This is a genomic window from Polaromonas sp. AER18D-145 (assembly GCF_002379095.1).
Taxonomy (GTDB): domain Bacteria; phylum Pseudomonadota; class Gammaproteobacteria; order Burkholderiales; family Burkholderiaceae_C; genus Polaromonas.
In genome coordinates this window covers 11944-30248 of the sequence record NZ_NBZV01000025.1, presented here as the reverse complement: position 1 = coordinate 30248, position 18305 = coordinate 11944, and the positions used below count along the sequence as shown (strand labels likewise).

Sequence of the window (18305 nt, the reverse complement as noted above, 5' to 3'; positions counted from 1 at the left end):
TGCATTGACCGACATATCGTGAAACCAACCTGGAGATCCTCATGACTTCATTTTTTCACTCCCAGCTTTCCGCGCTGGCCACCCGCTACTGGCGTCCCGCAGCCTTGCTCTCGCTTGTCCTGCTGCCTGCGTTGCTACAGGCCCAGGAAAAACAGGTGGTCAGCATCGGCATCGGCACGCAGAACACCACCACCAACACCGTCACCGGTGGCATTGTCATCAAGGAACTCAAGCTGCTGGAGAAATACCTGCCGAAGACCGGCAAGTACCAGAACGTCGAATGGAAGCTTGACTGGCAGAACTTCACCTCTGGCCCGCCGGTCACCAACGGCATGGTGGCCAACAAGCTGCAAATCGGCATGATGGGCGACTACCCGCTGCTGGTCAATGGCGCCACCGGCCAGCAGAACCGTGGCAACGAGACGCAACTGGTCGCCATCATTGCTTACAACGCATTTGGCTCTGGCAACGGTGTGGTGGTCCACAAGGACAGCCCCTACTACGAGTTGGCGGATCTGAAGGGCAAGACCGTGTCGGTTCCCTTCGGATCGGCCGCCCACGGCATGATGCTGCAGGCCATGCAGGAACGCGGCTGGCCCGACAGCTACTGGAACCTGGTCAGCCAGAGCCCCGAAGTGGGCACCACCAACCTGCAGGAAAAAAAGATCGACGCGCACGGTGATTTCGTGCCGTTCGCGGATCTGTTGCCCTACCGTGGCTTTGCCCGAAAAATCTTCGATGGGGCGCAAACCAAGATACCCACCTTCCACGGCGTGGTCGTGCGCAAGGACTTCGCCGAGAAGTACCCCGAGGCGGTCGTCGCCTACATCAAGGCCCTGATGGAAGCCAACGATTGGGTGCGTAGAAACCCAGCACTGGCGACGCAGAAGATCGAGGAATGGACCAAAATTGAAAAGGAAGTGGGCTATATCTTCCTTGGCCCGGGCGGCATCCACACACTGGATCCGAGCATCAAGCCTCGCTGGCTCGACACCATCAGGACTGCCCACGGGGTGCTCGGCAAGCTGGGCCGGGTCAAGGAATTCGACATCAACGCCTGGGTCAACGAAACGTATGTGCGCCAGGCCTTCAAGGAGCGCGGGCAGGACTATGAAGCACAAAAGCAGACGCTTGCCAATTACGACATCCAGGGCAAAGACCCCATCTGCAAGCGAATGGTGACACTTCCAAAAGACGCTGGGGAGATTTGGCTGGAAGGCGGCAGCATCGTTCCCGTCAGCTCGCCGAGCTGTCTTCTTGCAGGCATCCGCCAGTACCAGTCGGAAGGAAAAAAAGTTGCAGTGGCCTACCTCTTCGACAAGGAACTGGGCATCAAGGTCTTTGCCGACAAGGCCTTCTACGCGGTCGACTCGAGCAACCCCAGGGCAGTCCAGATGGTGCCCTTTCTGCTGAAAAAGGATGCCGAGGTTTTTGCCGCTCGCAATGGCGGCAAGCTGGCGACCTACGCGGAAGCACTTGTCCTCTCGGCGCCGGCGCTTGCTTTAGCCACCAGCGGGAAGTGACCCATGCACGCCGCCACTCTTGTTGACGCCAGCCCGGACCGCGCGGGCTTCCCGCAGGGCATCGATACGCCGCCAGTTCAGCCTGGTGCGACCACCGAAACGCGCGGTCGGGCGACGCTGGTCATTGCCGGAATACCCTCGATCAAACCTGCCGCAGTCAGCGCTCCCGATGCGCCATCCCGCGTGACGGAGCTTGCCGCCCCACGTCCGGTCGAACCCAACCGGCTCCTGATGTGGGTGCGGACGCAGCTACCCGCTTGGCTGATGGCGGTCGTGTCCGTCGGCGGCGTGTTGCTTGCATGGCATCTGGCCACTTATTACAAGCTGGATTTCTACGTCCGGTTCAACAACATACCGAGTCCGGCCGATGTGTTCGACAAGGTGCTGGAGGTTAACCGTTCAACCAGGTTCATCACCAATATCGGCATCAGCGTACGTCGCATCCTGCTGGGCTTTGCGGTGGCAGCGGCATTGGGAATAGGCCTTGGGTTGCTGATCGGCCGCTACCGCTGGGCACGCCAGATCAGCATGCCAGCGCTGGAGGTGTTCCGCCCGATCCCGGCCATTGCCTGGGTTCCGATGTCCATCATGCTGTGGCCCAGCAACGAGGTCAGCATCGTTTTCATTACTTTCCTGGGCGCGTTTTTTCCCATCCTGCTCAACAGCATCCATGGGGTGGAGGCGATCGATCCGGTACTGTTGCGGGCGGCCCGCTCACTGGGAGCGAGGGAGCCGACGCTGCTGTTTGAAGTGGTGTTGCCCGGCGCACTGCCACACATTTTCACCGGGCTGGCCGTGGGCATGGGGGTGGCCTGGGTATCGCTGATTGCCGCCGAAATGATCTCCGGCCAGTTCGGGATTGGCTATTTCACCTGGGAGGCGTATTCGCTGATTTCTTACGCCGAAATTGCGCTCGGCATGATCACCATTGGCATTCTTGGGTTGATGTGCAGCAGCGCCATCAGGCTGGCCTCCCGTGTGGCCATGCCCTGGATTGCGTCTTCGTCCAACGGAGCACGTTCATGAACGCGGTCGCATCAAGGCAGAAGTCGGCCGTCCAGGGCCACGTCGAAATGCACGACGTTTTCATTCGATTCAAGGTCAATGGCACGGCGATCGAGGCTGTCGATGGCGTGTCGATCCATGTGCAACCCGGTGAGTTCGTTTCGCTAATCGGACCTTCGGGATGCGGCAAATCCAGTTTGCTCAATGTGGCGGCCGGCTTCGTGCAGCCCAGTTCGGGCGAGGCCCTGCTCGATGGTGTGCGGATCGAACGCCCCGGGTCTGACCGCGGCGTGGTGTTCCAGCAATACTCTCTCTTCCCCTGGATGACGGTACGCAAGAATGTCGAGTTCGGCCTGAAGATCAAGGGTGTTTCGGCCAACGAGCGGGAAAAACGCGCACGCACGCTGCTCGGTCTGGCGGGATTGCTGCACTTCGAGAACCACTACCCTGACCAGCTTTCTGGCGGCATGAAGCAACGGGTGGGCATCGTGCGCGCATTGTCCACCAGCCCGCAGGTATTGCTGATGGATGAACCTTTCGGTGCGCTCGACTCGCAAACCCGCGTCGTGATGCAGGAAATTCTGACCAACATGTGGCAACGCCTGCGCATCTCGGTGCTGTTCATCACGCACGACATCGACGAAGCGATCTTTCTGTCAGACCGCATTTACGTGATGACGGCACGCCCAGGCCGCGTGAAGTCCGAGATCGTCGTGCCGCTGCCACGCCCGCGCACTCCCGAAATGACGGCTACCCCGGAGTTCGCCGCCATGGTTAAAGCCATCAAGGGCTTGATCCGGGAAGAGAGCCTGGCCGCGATGGGCGGCGAGCTTAAAGAGGGCGGACTGGCCGGGCTGAGCACTGAAATGGGTCCGCAAGGCGTGGAGGGCATTGTCTGATGACCGGCGCGGTCGTTCACCCCCTCGACGTCGTGCATCACCAGGCGTCCGGGCAACTGGCCGTGCGCTGGAGCAACGGCCTTCAGGCGAGTCTGAGTTCCCACGCGTTGCGTTGTGCTTGCCGCTGTGCTGCATGCGAAAAGCTGCGGCGTGCCGGGCTGGGCCCGACCACGTCAACCGACATCCGCCTGATGGACCTGCACTCGGTGGGCGAGCTCGGCCTGCAACTGTGCTTTGACGACGGCCATGACCGCGGCATCTATCCGTGGCCTTATCTGCACGAACTTTCCTTGACTCCGCATTCAGGAACCCGATCATGAGCAACTTGTTTGAAGCCAAAGTGCTGTCGGTTCATCACTGGACTGACAGACTCTTTTCCTTCACCACCACGCGTGACCCGGGCTTTCGCTATCAAAGCGGCCAGTTCACGATGATCGGACTCACGATCGACGGCAGGCCGCTGCTGCGCGCCTACAGCATGGTCAGCCCGCACTATGAGGAAACGCTGGAGTTTCTGAGCATCAAGGTGCCTGATGGCCCGCTGACCTCGCGTCTTCAGCACATTCGGGTGGGTGACTCCGTGCTGGTCGGACGCAAGGCATCGGGCACGCTGTTGACACAAAACCTGCTGCCAGGGCGCCATCTGTATCTGCTCTCCACTGGCACCGGCCTGGCGCCGTTCATGAGCGTGATCCGCGACCCTGAGGTCTATGAGTATTACGAAAAGGTTGTGCTTGTACATGGTTGCAGGCACGTGCAGGAGCTCGCCTACGACAAACTCATCACGCAGGATTTACCGAAGAATGAGTGGCTCGGCGAACAGGCGTCCCGCAAACTGTTGTACTACCCGACCGTTACGCGCGAGGCGTTTCGCCATCAGGGACGGATTCCTCCGCTGCTGGAAACCGGCCAGATCCCGCACGACCTGGGCCTGCCCCCCCTGCATCATGAAAACGACCGCTTCATGCTGTGCGGCAGCCCGGAAATGCTGCGCGACACCCGGACGCTGCTCGACAAACTGGGCCTGGGCGAGGGCAACATGAGCCACCCGGGGCACTATGTGATCGAACGCGCCTTCGTCGACAAATGAAGGACCTGCTGTGCGCGCGCTGATGCTGCGCGTCATGCATCTTGCTGGCTGGCAGGCCCAGGCTCTTCGGACCGGCACCATGCTGCCGGGCGGGATGATATGCGTTCTGATCGCGCTTGCCGCGAGCCATGCGGCCGGGCTGCATGGCGGGCCGCCCATGCTCTACGCCCTGCTGTTCGGTACCGCCCTGCATTACCTCAGCCATGAGATCCGCACCGCCCCTGGCGTGCAGGCCTGCGGCAGCACGGTCCTGCGGCTGGGTGTGGGCCTGCTGGGCGCGCGCATCACATTCGGCCAGATTGCCGACCTGGGCTGGACCACCGCGCTGCTGCTAACAGGCGCAGTCGCGACAACCCTGCTTTGCGGCCTGCTCCTGGCCAGGCGCCTCGGGCTCTCCCGCAGTCTGGGCGTGCTGGCTGGTGGGGCGACGGCCATCTGCGGCGCTTCAGCCGCGCTGGCCATCGCCGCGGTGCTGCCCCGAAATGAAGCTGTGGAGCGCGACACACTGGCGGTCGTGGTGCTGGCAACCCTGCTTTCCACCCTGGCCATGCTGCTGTATCCGCTGATCGCCAGCGCACTGGCCTTGCCGCCGGCGTTGGCGGGCCTGTTTATCGGAGGCACTATTCACGACGTGGCCCAGGTCATCGTGGCCGGCTATGCCCTGGGTCCGGAAACCGGCGATGCCGCATCGATCATCAAGCTGCTCCGCGTCAGCCTGTTGCCGCTGGCAGTTCTGGTCATTTCTGTGGCCGTGCGCAAGGCCGCGCCGCGCGCACCTGTCGGCATCGCACGGCCGGCTGCGTTGATTCCTGGGTTTCTTCTTTTATTCCTTATCCTCATGGTCTTGAATTCCATGGGCTGGTTATCCCCCACGGCGCAGTCGGCGCTCAACGAAGGCTCCCGAAGCTGCCTGATGGTGGGCGTGGCGGCGCTTGGCATGAAAACTTCGTTCATCCACCTGGCGCGATCGGGCTGGCAGCAGGCTTTCCTGATGGTCGCCACTACCACCTGGATAGGCCTCTTCGTGCTGTTTGCCGTGATGCTGCTGCGGGACGGATGGTTGTAAGAACAGGAAGACCTGCGCGACTGCTGCGAACATGCAAAAATTGCAGGAATACGCACATGAATCCCCTTTTAGCAGTGACAAAACCAAATCCGGCCAGCCTCTGGCTCATCGCAGTCACCGCCGCGACCTTTGCTTCGGCGTCCGCCCGCGCCCAGTCCTCCTGCTCCAGCGATGGCCAAAGCCGTCCTGTGGCCCTGCTGGAGCGCTTTATCAATGCAGATTGCAGGGACTGCTGGATGGATGCGGGGGCCCCACGCGCGAGCGGGCGCGAGCTGGTGCTGGACTGGATACTGCCCGGCACCCAGGGCGATGACGCCCCCCTGTCGGCGGTGGCGACCCGCGATGGGCTGAAACGGCTGGAAGCACTCGGCTCGACGGCGCCGTCCGGCAGCAACAGCCGCAAGACACCGGTCAATGGCCGGCCAGGCACGCTGCGCGTGGCGCACGGCTTGCCGGTCTCTGGCTACATCGGCGCGTCGATAGCGCTCAAGCAGGCTCCACCTGACCCCGCAGCCCAGCCCTGGAGCGCCTGGCTGGCGCTGGTGGAAACCATTCCCGTCGGCACCGAGGGCACGCCGGTCGCAAGAAATCTGGTTCGAAACCTGATTCAGGTCCCGTGGGACGGCCGCCACCCGCCATCAACACCGGCGCGCCCGGGATTCATCGAGTCGCGGTCCATGGACGTGCCGCCGGGCATGAACACCGAACGGCTGCGGGTGATCGGCTGGGTGCAGGACGCGCAGGGGCGCATCGTCGCGGCGGCGCAATCGCGCTGCGCCGGCAGGTAACGCCCATCCGCGTTTGCGTATAGCGGGTATATGCCGGCGCCTCTCGCGGTCGACCGCACGAGCGCATAGAATCAGTCACCGGGCCCAAGCAATTGCGCCCGGTTTTTTGTTTCCGTGCCCTGCGCTGCGGGACGAACCGGTCCAGTCCAAGTGCCTTCTGTGTTGATCAATTCAGGAGCCTGGAAACAATGGAAATCTTCGACTACGACAATATCCTGCTGCTGCCGCGCAAATGCCGCGTGGAAAGCCGCTCCGAATGCGACGCCGGCGTCACGCTGGGCAGCCGCCGCTTCCGCATCCCGGTGGTGCCGGCCAACATGAAGACGGTGATCGACGAATCGATCAGCGTGTGGATGGCGCAAAACGGCTATTTCTACGTGATGCACCGCTTCGACCTGGACAACCTGGCTTTTGTCAGAAGCATGGCGGCCCGGGGCCTTTACGCGTCGATCTCGCTGGGCGTCAAGAAAGCCGACTACGACACGGTGGACCAGCTGGTGGCCGAAGGCCTGGCGCCCGACTACATCACCATCGACATCGCCCATGGCCACGCCGACACGGTGCAGCGCATGGTCGCCTGCCTCAAGGAAAAACTGCCTGCATCGTTTGTGATTGCCGGCAATGTGGCCACGCCGGAGGCGGTGATTGACCTGGAGAACTGGGGCGCGGACGCCACCAAGGTCGGCATCGGCCCCGGCAAGGTCTGCATCACCAAGATGAAAACCGGCTTTGGCACCGGCGGCTGGCAGCTGTCGGCGCTCAAGTGGTGCGCGCGCGTGGCAACCAAACCCATCATTGCCGACGGCGGCATCCGCGAGCATGGCGACATCGCCAAGTCCATCCGTTTCGGCGCCACCATGGTCATGATCGGTTCCATGCTGGCGGGCCTGGAAGAAAGCCCGGGCAAAACCGTGGAGGTCGATGGCCGGCTCTTCAAGGAGTACTACGGCAGCGCCTCGGACTTCAACAAGGGCGAGTACAAACACGTCGAAGGCAAACGCATCCTCGAGCCGGTCAAGGGCAGCCTGAAGGACACGCTGCGCGAGATGGAGGAAGACGTGCAGAGCGCCATCAGTTATTCGGGCGGCACCCGGCTGATGGACATCCGCAAGGTCAACTATGTCATCCTGGGCGGCGACAACGCCGGCGAACACCTGCTGATGTGAGCCTTCAGGCGGCCGTGGCCGCCAGCAGCTGCAGCGCCAGCTGGTGCAGCCGGTGGCCGGGTTGCACCAGCGCCTCGACGATGCTGAAATGGTTCAGGCCCAGCAGGGCTTCGCGCACCGGCACCACGCGCGGCCCCCAGGCCTTCTCGATCAGTGCGTTGTGGCGCAGGAATTCTTCGCTTTCATTTGCGCCGGCCACGGTGTAGAGCACGCCCTGTTTGGGCGGCGGCAGCCAGGCCGGGCTGGCCTGCGCGACCTGCGCGGGTGTGAGCTGCAGGGAGTCCTTCAGGAAAGGCGTGTGCATGACGGACTCGAGTTCGTACAGGCCCGAAATCGACAGCGCCTTTTTCACCAGGTCGGCTGGCAGGTCTTTCGCATGAACAGGCCAGAGACAGGCCAGCAGCATCGCCGCAAGGTGGCCGCCCGCCGAATGCCCGATGACGGTAATGCGCTTCGGATCGCCGCCGAAACGCGCGACGTTGCGGTACGTCCAGGCCAGCGCCCTGACGGTTTGCAGCGTGATCTCGGGAATCGTCACCGCCGGGCACAGGTCATAGTTGGGAATCACCACGCAGGCGCCCGCCGCCGTGAACGCCGGCGCCACAAACGAGTGTTCCGATTTGTCGAGCGAGCGCCAGTAGCCACCATGCACAAACACCACCACCGGCGCGCCGCCCGGTGTGGGCCGGGCCGCAGGGAACACATCGAGTTTCTCGCCGGGGCTCGCGCCGTAAGCGAGGTCCAGCGTGCAAGGCTGGCTGCTGCGCGCCTGCGCCGACGTCTGGGCCCAGCGGCTGAAATGCGCCGCGTGTTCGGGCACCAGGGCGCGGTTGTTGTACATGCGGTCCAGCCAGGCGGGATCGGGTCGGGTCATGGGAGCTCCTGAAGAATCGGCATAAAGAACTGGTTCTATTGAGCATTTCAAAATTCATGACAGTCAGAACGCTCAACCCCTCACCCCGTCCCTCTCCCAAGGGGCGAGGGTGAGAGCAGTCCAATTCACTGTCGTGTATTTGGAAAAGATCAATGAATGCCCGTTATCTTGGCACAGTCGGACGCACCCGCCAGGCCTTCGGGTAAACCCGCTTCAGCCTGATCGTCGATTATCGTATTCTGTATACAGAGTTAATTCCATGACACCCAAACTCATCAAAATCGAATCCAGCCCGGATCTGGTGGACCAGGTCTACCGAAGCCTGCTCGACGCGATCAGCGAGGGCTCGCTGGCGCCGGGCGCCCGCATCACGCAGGAGGACATCGCCGAGCAGTTGGCGGTGTCGCGCCAGCCGGTGCTGCAGGCCCTGCGGCTGCTGAAAAAAGACGGCTTTGTGCTCGACGCCCCCGGCCGCGGCGTGCTGGTCGCCCCGCTGGACGTGGGCTGGCTCGTGCAGGTGTACCAGGTGCGCAGCGCGCTTGATGCACTGGCCGCCCGGCTGGCAGCCCGCGCCCGTTTCCGGATCGCTCCGGCGCTGATCAGCCAGGGGCGCGCCGCCGCACGCAGCCATGATGTCAAGGCCATGATGGCCGCCGACGCCGAATTTCACGGCGCGATTTATGCGGCCTCCGGCAACCCGCTGATCGCCCAGAGCGCGCAACTGCACTGGCACCACATCCGCCGCGCCATGGGCGCCGTGCTGCAGGTGTCCACCATGCGCGAATCGATCTGGGACGAACACGAGGCCATCGCCCAGGCCATAGGGGCCGGCGATGAGGCCACCGCCGAAAACCTGATCCGCCAGCATGGTGAGGACGCCAGCCACAACCTCTCGAGCCTGCTGTCCAGCGCCCTGCACCCGACGCCCCCGTCCACCGCCCTGCCCGCCTGAGAACACCGCCTGACAACCACCCCAAGGAGACACCCATGAACCTGACTGCTGAACAACTCGCCCAATTCGACCGCGACGGTTACCTGTTTTTTCCCGGCCTGTTCACGCCGGAGGAAACACAGGTGCTCAACGACGCCGTGCCCGAGCTCTACAGCCGGCGCGAGGACTACAACGTGCGCGAAAAAGGCAAGGACGCAGTACGCACCAACTTCGCCGCGCACATGTACAGCGAACCTTTTGCCAAACTGGGCCGGCACCCGCGCATGATCGGGCCGGTGGAAGACCTGCTCGGCGAAAAACTCTATATGCACCAGTTCAAGATCAACGGCAAGATGGCCTTTGAAGGCGACGTCTGGCAGTGGCACCAGGACTACGGCACCTGGCTCAACGACGACATGATGCCGACCGAACGCGCGATGAACGTCGCCATTTTTCTCGACGACGTGACCGAGCACAACGGTCCGCTGATGTTCATCCCAGGCAGCCACAAAAAAGGCGTGGTTGATGCGAAACACGACCTGACCACCACCAGCTACCCGCTGTGGACGGTGGACAACGATCTGATCCGCCAGCTGGTGCAGCGCGCCGGCGGCAAACAAGGCGGCATCGTCAGCCCCAAGGGCCCGGCCGGCTCCATGATTTTGTTCCACTCCTGCCTGGTCCATGCCTCAGGTAGCAACCTCTCGCCCTTCAACCGGGTCAGTGTCTACCTGAGCCTGTGCGCGGTCAGCAACCACATTCGCCGCCACAAGCGGCCCGAGTACATCGCGCACCGCGACTTCACGCCTATCGAATGCCTGCCGGACGACTGCCTGCTGAAGGACTACCCGGTGGACCTGCCCTGGAAAGACGGCGTGCCGGCCACCGCGCTGCAGACCTCGATGGAAGAAATCGTACCGGAGCGCAAGGCGGCCTGAGCCAAGTTGCATGTCAGGCCCGACTTGAGGAGCCTGCCCCGGACTCCGATCCGGGGGCATCCATGCCCCGTTAACCACCTCCATCCCTTCCACCATGGATTGCGGGTCAAGCCCGCAATGACAAGGACTGCTTTCATGAATCTCTATACCAAGCTCCAGCAACGCGCGGCAGACAACAAGCCCATCCGCATCGGCCTCATAGGCGCCGGCAAGTTCGGCTCCATGTACCTCGCCCAGATCCCGAAAACGCCAGGTGTGCACCTGGTGGCGATTGCCGACCTGTCGCCCGACGCCGCCCGCACCAACCTTGCGCGTGTGGGGTGGAATCCGGCCCTGACCCAGGCCAATTCAGCGCAAGAAGCTATCAAAACAGGAGCAACCTGGATCACCGACGACTGGAACGCGGTGGTCACGCATCCGCAGATCGACATCATCGTGGAGTGCACCGGCAACCCGGTCGCCGCGGTCGAGCATTGCCTGCAGGCGTTTGCGTACGGCAAAAACGTCGTCAACGTCACGGTGGAAGCCGACGCCTTTTGCGGCCCGCTGCTGGCGCGCAAGGCGGCGCAAGCCGGGGTCGTGTATTCACTGGCTTTCGGCGACCAGCCGGCCCTGATCTGTGACCTGGTGGACTGGGCGCGCACCTGCGGTTTTCCCGTCGTGGCGGCAGGCCGCGGCCACAAGTGGCTGCCGCATTTTTCCGAATCGACACCCGAAACGGTCTGGGGCAACTACGGCCTCACCCCCGAGCAGGCCGCACGGGGCGGGCTCAACCCCAAGATGTTCAACAGCTTTCTCGATGGCTCCAAACCTTCGATCGAATCGACCGCCGTGGCCAATGCCACCGGCCTGACGGTGCCCAGCAACGGCCTGCTCTATCCGCCGGCCAGCGTCGAGGACATTCCCTTTGTCACCCGTCCGATTTCCGAAGGCGGCGTGCTCGAGCGCAAGGGCATGGTGGAAGTGATCTCCTCGCTGGAAGCCAACGGCCGCAAGATTCCCTACGACATCCGCATGGGCGTCTGGGTCACGGTCGAAGCCGAAACCGATTACATCAAGAACTGCTTTGAAGAGTACAACGCGCACACCGACCCGAGCGGGCGCTACTTCACGCTGTACAAGCGCTGGCACCTGATCGGCCTGGAAGTCGGCGTGTCGGTGGCCAGCGTGGCGCTGCGCGGCGAACCCACCGGCGTCGCGACCTGCTGGAATGCCGATGTGGTGGCCACGGCCAAACGCGATCTGAAACCCGGCGACATGCTCGACGGCGAGGGTGGCTACACCGTCTGGGGCAAGCTGCTGCCGGCTGACACCTCAGTGAAGATGGGTGGCCTGCCGCTGGGCCTGGCGCACAACGTCAAGGTCGTACGCGCCGTCAAGAAGGGCCAGAGCCTGAGCTGGGCCGACGTGGCCATGGACACCTCCACCCCGGCGTACAAGGTGCGCAATGAGATGGAAGCCATGTTCTCACCGGCCATGAAGAAAGCCGCTTGACAGCCTTCTTTTACAGGGTGCGGCATGATGGTGGCCACCCCACAGCCCGGAACAGGCCATGAGCACCAGTAGCAACACAGTCATCCCCCGCATCGCCTTTCTGGGCACGGGCAGCATGGGCCTGCCCATGGCCAGGCGCCTGTGCGAGGCCGGCCATGCCCTGCAGGTGTGGAACCGCACGCCGGGCAAGGCCGCCGCGCTGAAGACGTTGGGCGCAACCGTTCATGCACAGGCCAGCGCTGCGGTTTCAGGGGCCGACATCGTGGTCGGCATGCTGGAAAACGGCGCCGTGGTCGAAGATGTCCTGTTCGCGCAGGGCGTCGCCGCAGCGATGAAGCCGGGCGCCCTGTTCATCGACATGGCCTCGATCAAGCCGCGCGAGGCACGCGACCATGCCGCACGCCTGGGCGCGCTCGGTGTTGCCCACCTCGATGCGCCTGTCTCCGGCGGCACGGGTGGCGCCGAAAGCGGCACGCTGGTGATCATGGTGGGCGGCAAGGCGGCGGATTTTGAGCGCGCCCTGCCGGTGCTCCAGGTCTTCGGGCGCGCCACGCACGTGGGGTCCCATGGTGCGGGCCAGTTGACCAAGCTGGCCAACCAGATGATTGTCGGCATCACGATAGGCGCCGTGGCCGAGGCGCTGCTGTTTGCCACCAAGGGCGGCGCCGACATGGCCAAGGTCAAGGAAGCCATCACCGGCGGTTTTGCCGACAGCCGCATCCTGCAGGTCCATGGCCAGCGCATGGTGGAGCGCGACTTCACCTCCCGCGCCCGCCTCGCCATCCAGCTCAAGGACATGCGCAATGCGCTGGCTACCGCCGAAGAAATCGGCTTCGAGGCGCCAGTCACCAAACTGTTCGAGCAGCTTTACGCCGAAGGCATCGCCCACGGTCTCGGCGAGCTGGACCATTCGGGCCTGTTTGTCGAGCTGGCGAGCCGCAACGGCATGAGCTGAAACCTCACGCTGACGCCCATAAAAAAAGGCCCGCAGAGCGGGCCTTTTTTGTTGTCAGCGCAAAAATCAACGTGCGGGGCGTGCCGGACGCTTGTGGGCGTCACGCGGAACAAACACCTTGCCGGCAGGTTTTGCAAACGCCGGTTTGCGGTCAGAGAAATCGCCGCGGGGGGCCGATGCAAAACCTTCCGGACGGCCACCAAAACTGCGCTCGCCGCCACGCTCTTCGCGCTGGGCAAAACCGCCGTTGTTGTTGTTGCCGAAGCCGCGGTCATCACGACGCGGGCCGCGGTTGTCACGGTCGTTGAAGGCGCCGCCACCCGCCGGTGCCTGGAAAGGCGCACGGTCATTGCGGTTGTTGGAGAAACCGCCGCGGTCACCGCCACGGTCATCACGGTTGCCGCCAAAACCACCGCGATCGGCGCCACGGTCAGCGCCGAAGGCAGGTTTCTTGCCGGCGTAGCCGCCGCCAGCGCCGCCACCGAAACCACCCGAAGGGGCACGGTCGTTGCCGAAACGGCCGCCACCGCCGCCGCCGAAGCTGCGCGGACCGCGGTCATTGCGGTCACCACCGAAATTGCCGCGCGGGCGATCCGAGGTCGGTGCAAAACGCTGCTGCGGCTCCAGACCGGCGATCACGCTGGGCTTCAGGTTCTGCTGGGTGTAGTGCTCGATGTCCTGGATCTTGCGACGGTCGCGGAACTCGGCAATCGTGATTGCCTGGCCTTCGCGGCCGGCACGGCCGGTACGGCCGATGCGGTGCACATAGTCTTCGGCTTTCATCGGCAGGCCGTAGTTGATCACGTGGGTGATGGTCGGAACATCCAGACCACGGGCAGCGACGTCGGTCGCGACCAGGATCTGCACGCGGCCGTCACGGAACGCCATCAGGCGGCGGTTGCGCAGGCCCTGGCCCAGGGCGCCATGCAGCGCCACGGCGCTGAAGCCCTCTTGCACCAGATCATTGGCCAGACCGTCACACTCGACCTGCGTGCAGGCAAACACGATGGCCTGGTTGATGGTGGTGTCGCGCAGCCAGTGGTCCAGCAGCTTGCGCTTGTGGGTCATGTTGTCGGCCCACAGCAGCGACTGCGTGATCGACGCATGTTTTTCGTGCGGCGAGTCAATCTCGACACGCTGCGGCTGGCGCATCACGCGCGTGGCCAGCTGCATGATGCGCGGCGCAAACGTGGCGCTGAACATCATGGTCTGCTTGCGCTCGATGGTGAGCTGGTTGACTTCGGTCAGGTCGTCGGCAAAGCCGAGGTCCAGCATGCGGTCGGCTTCGTCAACCACGAGGAATTGCACCTGGTCGAGCTTGATCTGCATGCTGCGCTGCAGGTCCAGCAGGCGGCCTGGGGTGGCCACCACGAGGTCGGCGTTTTGCAGCTTGGCAATTTGCAGCTGGTAAGGAATGCCACCAACGACGTTGGCAATGCGCAGGCCGCGGCAATGGCGAACCAGGTCGATCGCGTCGGCGCAGACCTGCTGGGCCAGCTCGCGCGTCGGGCACAGGATCAGGGCGCCGGGTGTGGCGGCCTTGAAATTGCGCGCGTTGGTCGGGTCCTTGCGCTTGGGCTTTTTCAGCGGGGCTTCGCCGCGGGCGACGGCCTCGGCGCTCAGGCGTTCAAACTCGGCGCGTTCGTTGCGCTCGGCCTCTTCCTGCTGCTTGAGCAGGGTGTGCAGCACGGGCAGCAGGAAGGCGGCGGTCTTGCCGCTGCCGGTCTGGCTGGACACCAGCAGGTCGGTGAATTTGGCCTTGGGGTCGTTTTTGGCTTCCTGGTCCAGCGCCTGCATGGCTTTGGGGATGGTCGCCATCTGCACGGCGGTCGGCTGGGTGAAACCCATGTCGGCCACGGCTTGCAGCAGTTCCTTGGCCAGGCCCAGCTTCACGAAGCCGTTGGGCTCCGCGACGACGGCGTCCAGCGACGTTTCCGCTGCGACAGGCGCATCGGAAAAATCCGGAATCACGTTGATATCGGTATCGGTGTTTGCTTCGGCCATAAAGTCGCCGCGAGCCTCAAAAGAGTCAGTCATGTTTTTTCTCACTAAACACTTGTCCGCGCTGCCACGCTTGTAGTGTGGGCGGGCGAACAAGAAACTACCACCCGCCGCGTAGCAGCAGGGCTTCGTTCATGGTTAATAAAACATCAACCATCAAACGAATATTTCGGTCCGGGCGACTTCCGGAAAAACCGGTGCCTGAAGCGATGGCTCTGTTGGTAGAGCCCAAAAGTGTGAGGTAGATGTACAAATGCGGTGCACCCCGTGCATCCGTCAAGCCGTTGATTATGGCATGGTTTACGGGTTTACACCAGTCCCCCGTCGCCGAAAGACCTTCAAACCAGCCGGCACCAGCCGTGAACAACGGCGGCTTGCTCTCTTTTCAATAGCTGCCAGCGCTCGCCCAGCAAGGGCCGCAAGCCTGAATTACTTCAGGAAGTGGGTCCGGTAATGCTCCAGCTCGTCGATCGATTCATGCACATCGGCCAGCGCCGTGTGGCTTTGCTGCTTCTTGAACGCGCTGTACACCTCGGGCCGCCAGCGTTTGGCCAGCTCCTTGAAGGTGCTGACATCGACATTGCGGTAGTGAAAAAACGCCTCGAGTTTGGGCATGTACTTGACCAGGAAGCGCCGGTCCTGGCTGATGGTGTTGCCGCACATCGGCGAGGTGCCCTTGGGCAGGTACTGCGCCAGGAAGGCCAGCAGCTGCTTTTCGGCATCGGCTTCCGTCACGATGCTGGCCTTGACCTTGTCGATCAGGCCGCTGCGGCCGTGTGTGCCCTTGTTCCAGTTGTCCATCTGCCCGAGCAGTTCGTCGGACTGCTTGATCACCAGCACCGGGCCCTCGATGCGCGGCGTCAGTTGCGGGCCGGTGACCACTACGGCAATTTCGATCAGCCGCTCCTTTTCCGGGTCGAGACCGGTCATTTCGCAGTCGATCCAGACCAGGTTCAGATCGGATTTTTTCAGCAGGGTTTCGTTTTCAGCCATCTTGCGATTCTCGCTGATCGCCTAAACTTCCCCCATGGCTGACTATTCCCTTGTCTTTACCCTGGTGTTCTCAAGCGCCCTGGTGCTGGTGCTGCTCGCGAAGTTCTACCTCGCCTCGCGCCAGATCCGCCACGTGGCGCGCCACCGCGACCAGGTGCCGGCCGCCTTTGCCGGCACGATTTCGCTGGCTTCGCACCAGAAAGCCGCCGACTACACCATCACCAAGGCGCGTTTTGGCCTGCTCGAACTGGCTTTTGGCACGGCCGTGCTGATCGGCTGGACGCTGCTGGGCGGCATCGACCAGCTGAACCAGGCACTGGTGAACTCAGGCTTGGCCGCTTACGGCAGCCTGGCGCCTCAACTGGCACTGCTCGCCGCCTTTGGCCTGGTCAACGGGCTGCTGGACCTGCCCTTCACGCTGTACAGCACCTTCCGCATCGAAGAACGCTTCGGCTTCAACAAGATGACGCTCAAGCTGTGGCTGGGCGACCTCGTGAAGTCCCTGCTGGTCGGCCTCGTGATCGGCCTGCCGATCGTGGCACTCATCCTCTGGATCATGGGCAGCACCGGTGCCTGGTGGTGGCTCTGGGCCTGGGGCGTGTGGATGGGCTTCAACCTGCTGGTGCTGGTTCTTTATCCCACGGTCATCGCGCCGCTGTTCAACAAGTTCCAGCCGCTCGAAGACGAAAGCCTGAAAGCGCGCGTGACGGCCCTGATGCAGCGCTGCGGCTTTGCGGCCAAGGGCCTGTTCGTGATGGACGGCAGCAAACGTTCGGCCCATGCCAACGCCTACTTCACCGGTTTTGGCGCCTCCAAACGCGTGGTGTTTTTCGACACCCTGCTCAAGCAGCTGAGCCCCGCCGAAGTCGACGCGGTGCTGGCCCATGAACTCGGCCACTTCAAGCACAAACACATCATCAAACGCATCGGCGCCATGTTTGCCATGAGCCTTGCCGGTTTTGCGCTGCTGGGCTGGTTGTCCACCCAGGTCTGGTTTTACACCGGGCTGGGCGTGCGGCCGAACATGACCGGCAGCAACGACGCCCTGGCCCTGCTGCTGTTTTTGCTGGTGGTGCCGCTGTTCAGTTTTTTCATCTCGCCGCTGTTTGCCCAGCTCTCGCGCAAGCACGAGTTTGAAGCCGACGCCTACGCCATCGCGCAGACCGACGGCCGGGATCTGCAAAGCGCCCTGCTCAAGCTCTACCAGGACAACGCCAGCACACTGACGCCCGACCCGGTGTATGTGAAGTTTTATTATTCGCACCCACCGGCCTCCGAGCGGCTGTCCCGCATGGGTGCACCCACCGGAACACCCGCATGAGCAATCCGATTCACCAGAACCGCCGCGCGCTGAGCGCCACCGAGATCGTCACGCAGCTGAGCCAGCTCAACGGCGAGCAACCGCAAGGCTGGCGCCTGATCGACGGTTCGCTGGAAAAAACCTTCAGCTTCAAGAACTTCCACGAGACCATGGGTTTTGCCAACGCCGTGGCTTTCATTGCCAATGCCGAGGACCACCACCCGGACCTGGCGCTGAGTTATGGAAAATGCACGGTGCGTTTCAACACGCACGACGTGAACGGCATTTCGGTCAGCGACTTTTTCTGCGCGTCCAAGGTCGACGCGCTGCTGGCTTGACCACTGTTTCTTCCGCCGGGACCCTGCCCGGCCTGGTGGTGGCCGGTTTCGGCCGGCATTGCCTGGTGGAAACGCCCGACGGCCAGCGCCTGATCTGCCATCCGCGCGGCAAGAAAAGCCAGGCCGTTGTCGGCGACCGCGTGTTGTGGCTGCCCTCGCAGGACGAAGGCACGATCGAGAAGGTGGAAAAGCGCGGCAACCTGTTTTACCGGCAGGACGACATGCGCACCAAGTCGTTCGCGGCCAACCTCGACCAGGTGCTGATCCTGATCGCGGCCGAGCCCGAGTTTTCGGAGAGCCAGCTGACCCGCGCGCTGATCGCGGCGGAGGCCGAGCGCATCACGCCCATCATCGCGCTGAACAAAAGCGACCTGGCCGAACCCTTTGCACGCGCCTGGGCCAAGCTGGCGCCCTACCGCGCCATGGGTTACCAGGTGGTGCCGCTGGCGGTGAAGCCGAAAACCGACACGCCCGTTGCCAACGACGCGCAAACCGCCCAGTTGCGCGAGTTGCTGCGCGGCAAGAAAACGCTGGTGCTGGGCCCTTCCGGCGCCGGCAAGAGCAGCCTGACCAACCTGCTGATTCCGGGCGCGCAGGTGCTGACCGCGGAAATATCGCAGGCGCTCAATTCAGGCAAACACACGACCACCAGCACCACGCTGTACTGGCTCGACGACGCCAGAACCAGCGCGCTGATCGATTCGCCGGGCTTTCAGGAGTTCGGCCTGCACCACATCGAGCCGATGCAGCTGGCCAACTACATGCCCGACCTCAAGGCCCATGCGCAGGACTGCAAGTTCTACAACTGCACGCATCTGCATGAACCCGGCTGCGGTGTGATTTCAGAGGTCAAATCGGCCTCCGGCCCAAGCGGAATAAGCGCCAGTCGCTATCGTTTGTATAGCGAACTGTTCGCCGAGCTGTCGCAGCCCCCGCGTTACTGA

The 18305-nt window shown here is 63.0% G+C and carries 18 protein-coding genes; 15 read left to right on the top strand and 3 right to left on the bottom strand.

Annotation, left to right across the window (positions count from 1 at the left end; translation table 11 throughout):
- Window positions 1-41 precede the first annotated feature (41 nt).
- The 8 genes from B7G52_RS13475 (at window position 42) to B7G52_RS13440 (ending at window position 7537) form a co-directional block, all read left to right on the top strand.
- Window positions 42-1523, top strand: a complete 1482-nt coding sequence (locus B7G52_RS13475; protein ID WP_096698083.1) for an ABC transporter substrate-binding protein — start codon at window positions 42-44, stop codon at window positions 1521-1523.
- A 3-nt stretch (window positions 1524-1526) separates the two neighbouring features.
- Window positions 1527-2549 (top strand): ABC transporter permease, encoded by a 1023-nt coding sequence (locus B7G52_RS13470; protein WP_096698082.1) that lies wholly within the window; start codon window positions 1527-1529, stop codon window positions 2547-2549.
- Window positions 2546-3427 (top strand): ABC transporter ATP-binding protein, encoded by an 882-nt coding sequence (locus tag B7G52_RS13465; RefSeq protein WP_096698081.1) that lies wholly within the window; start codon window positions 2546-2548, stop codon window positions 3425-3427. Before B7G52_RS13470 ends, B7G52_RS13465 begins: the two co-directional genes overlap by 4 nt.
- Window positions 3427-3747, top strand: coding sequence for a DUF971 domain-containing protein (locus B7G52_RS13460; RefSeq protein ID WP_096698080.1), 321 nt, complete (start codon window positions 3427-3429; stop codon window positions 3745-3747). The genes B7G52_RS13465 and B7G52_RS13460 overlap by 1 nt, the downstream gene beginning before the upstream one ends.
- Entirely contained in the window at window positions 3744-4517 is a 774-nt protein-coding gene (locus tag B7G52_RS13455) for a ferredoxin--NADP reductase (RefSeq protein ID WP_096698079.1), read from the top strand. The genes B7G52_RS13460 and B7G52_RS13455 overlap by 4 nt, the downstream gene beginning before the upstream one ends.
- A 10-nt stretch (window positions 4518-4527) precedes the next feature.
- Complete coding sequence (locus B7G52_RS13450) at window positions 4528-5583, top strand: YeiH family protein (protein WP_240523451.1); 1056 nt, start codon at window positions 4528-4530, stop codon at window positions 5581-5583.
- Window positions 5584-5639: 56 nt separating this feature from the next.
- Complete coding sequence (locus B7G52_RS13445) at window positions 5640-6371, top strand: hypothetical protein (RefSeq protein ID WP_240523450.1); 732 nt, start codon at window positions 5640-5642, stop codon at window positions 6369-6371.
- Window positions 6372-6559: 188 nt separating this feature from the next.
- Window positions 6560-7537 (top strand): GMP reductase, encoded by a 978-nt coding sequence (locus B7G52_RS13440; RefSeq protein ID WP_096698078.1) that lies wholly within the window; start codon window positions 6560-6562, stop codon window positions 7535-7537.
- 4 nt (window positions 7538-7541) lie between these two features.
- Here B7G52_RS13440 and B7G52_RS13435 read toward each other — a convergent pair whose 3' ends face one another.
- Entirely contained in the window at window positions 7542-8411 is an 870-nt protein-coding gene (locus B7G52_RS13435; protein ID WP_096698077.1) for an alpha/beta hydrolase, read from the bottom strand.
- A gap of 259 nt (window positions 8412-8670) precedes the next feature.
- On the opposite strand from B7G52_RS13435, the gene B7G52_RS13430 reads away from it, so the two are divergent.
- The 4 genes from B7G52_RS13430 to B7G52_RS13415 all read left to right on the top strand — a co-directional run bounded on the left by B7G52_RS13430 (window position 8671) and on the right by B7G52_RS13415 (window position 12729).
- Window positions 8671-9363, top strand: coding sequence for a GntR family transcriptional regulator (locus B7G52_RS13430; RefSeq protein WP_096698076.1), 693 nt, complete (start codon window positions 8671-8673; stop codon window positions 9361-9363).
- A gap of 35 nt (window positions 9364-9398) precedes the next feature.
- Complete coding sequence (locus B7G52_RS13425) at window positions 9399-10280, top strand: phytanoyl-CoA dioxygenase family protein (protein WP_096698075.1); 882 nt, start codon at window positions 9399-9401, stop codon at window positions 10278-10280.
- A 135-nt stretch (window positions 10281-10415) separates the two neighbouring features.
- Complete coding sequence (locus B7G52_RS13420) at window positions 10416-11774, top strand: NAD(P)H-dependent oxidoreductase (protein ID WP_096698074.1); 1359 nt, start codon at window positions 10416-10418, stop codon at window positions 11772-11774.
- A 58-nt stretch (window positions 11775-11832) separates the two neighbouring features.
- On the top strand, window positions 11833-12729 hold the full coding sequence (locus B7G52_RS13415; RefSeq protein ID WP_096698073.1) for an NAD(P)-dependent oxidoreductase: 897 nt from the start codon (window positions 11833-11835) through the stop codon (window positions 12727-12729).
- 66 nt (window positions 12730-12795) lie between these two features.
- Here B7G52_RS13415 and B7G52_RS13410 read toward each other — a convergent pair whose 3' ends face one another.
- Both B7G52_RS13410 and orn read right to left on the bottom strand, forming a co-directional pair.
- Window positions 12796-14766, bottom strand: coding sequence for a DEAD/DEAH box helicase (locus B7G52_RS13410; protein ID WP_096698072.1), 1971 nt, complete (start codon window positions 14764-14766; stop codon window positions 12796-12798).
- Between the two features lie 393 nt (window positions 14767-15159).
- On the bottom strand, window positions 15160-15723 hold the full coding sequence (gene orn, locus B7G52_RS13405) for an oligoribonuclease (protein ID WP_096698071.1): 564 nt from the start codon (window positions 15721-15723) through the stop codon (window positions 15160-15162).
- Between the two features lie 34 nt (window positions 15724-15757).
- Between orn and B7G52_RS13400 the strand changes: the two genes are divergently transcribed.
- The 3 genes from B7G52_RS13400 to rsgA are packed head-to-tail and all read left to right on the top strand — an operon-like array spanning window position 15758 to window position 18305.
- The gene (locus B7G52_RS13400; RefSeq protein ID WP_096698070.1) at window positions 15758-17044 is read left to right on the top strand and encodes a M48 family metallopeptidase; all 1287 of its coding nucleotides are present in this window, start codon (window positions 15758-15760) and stop codon (window positions 17042-17044) included.
- Window positions 17041-17361: a 4a-hydroxytetrahydrobiopterin dehydratase gene (locus B7G52_RS13395; RefSeq protein ID WP_096698069.1), complete on the top strand. Its 321-nt coding sequence runs from the start codon at window positions 17041-17043 to the stop codon at window positions 17359-17361. The genes B7G52_RS13400 and B7G52_RS13395 overlap by 4 nt, the downstream gene beginning before the upstream one ends.
- Window positions 17271-18305 carry a ribosome small subunit-dependent GTPase A gene (gene rsgA / locus B7G52_RS13390; RefSeq protein ID WP_096698068.1) on the top strand — a complete coding sequence of 345 codons (1035 nt, stop codon included), beginning with the start codon at window positions 17271-17273 and terminating at the stop codon, window positions 18303-18305. The genes B7G52_RS13395 and rsgA overlap by 91 nt, the downstream gene beginning before the upstream one ends.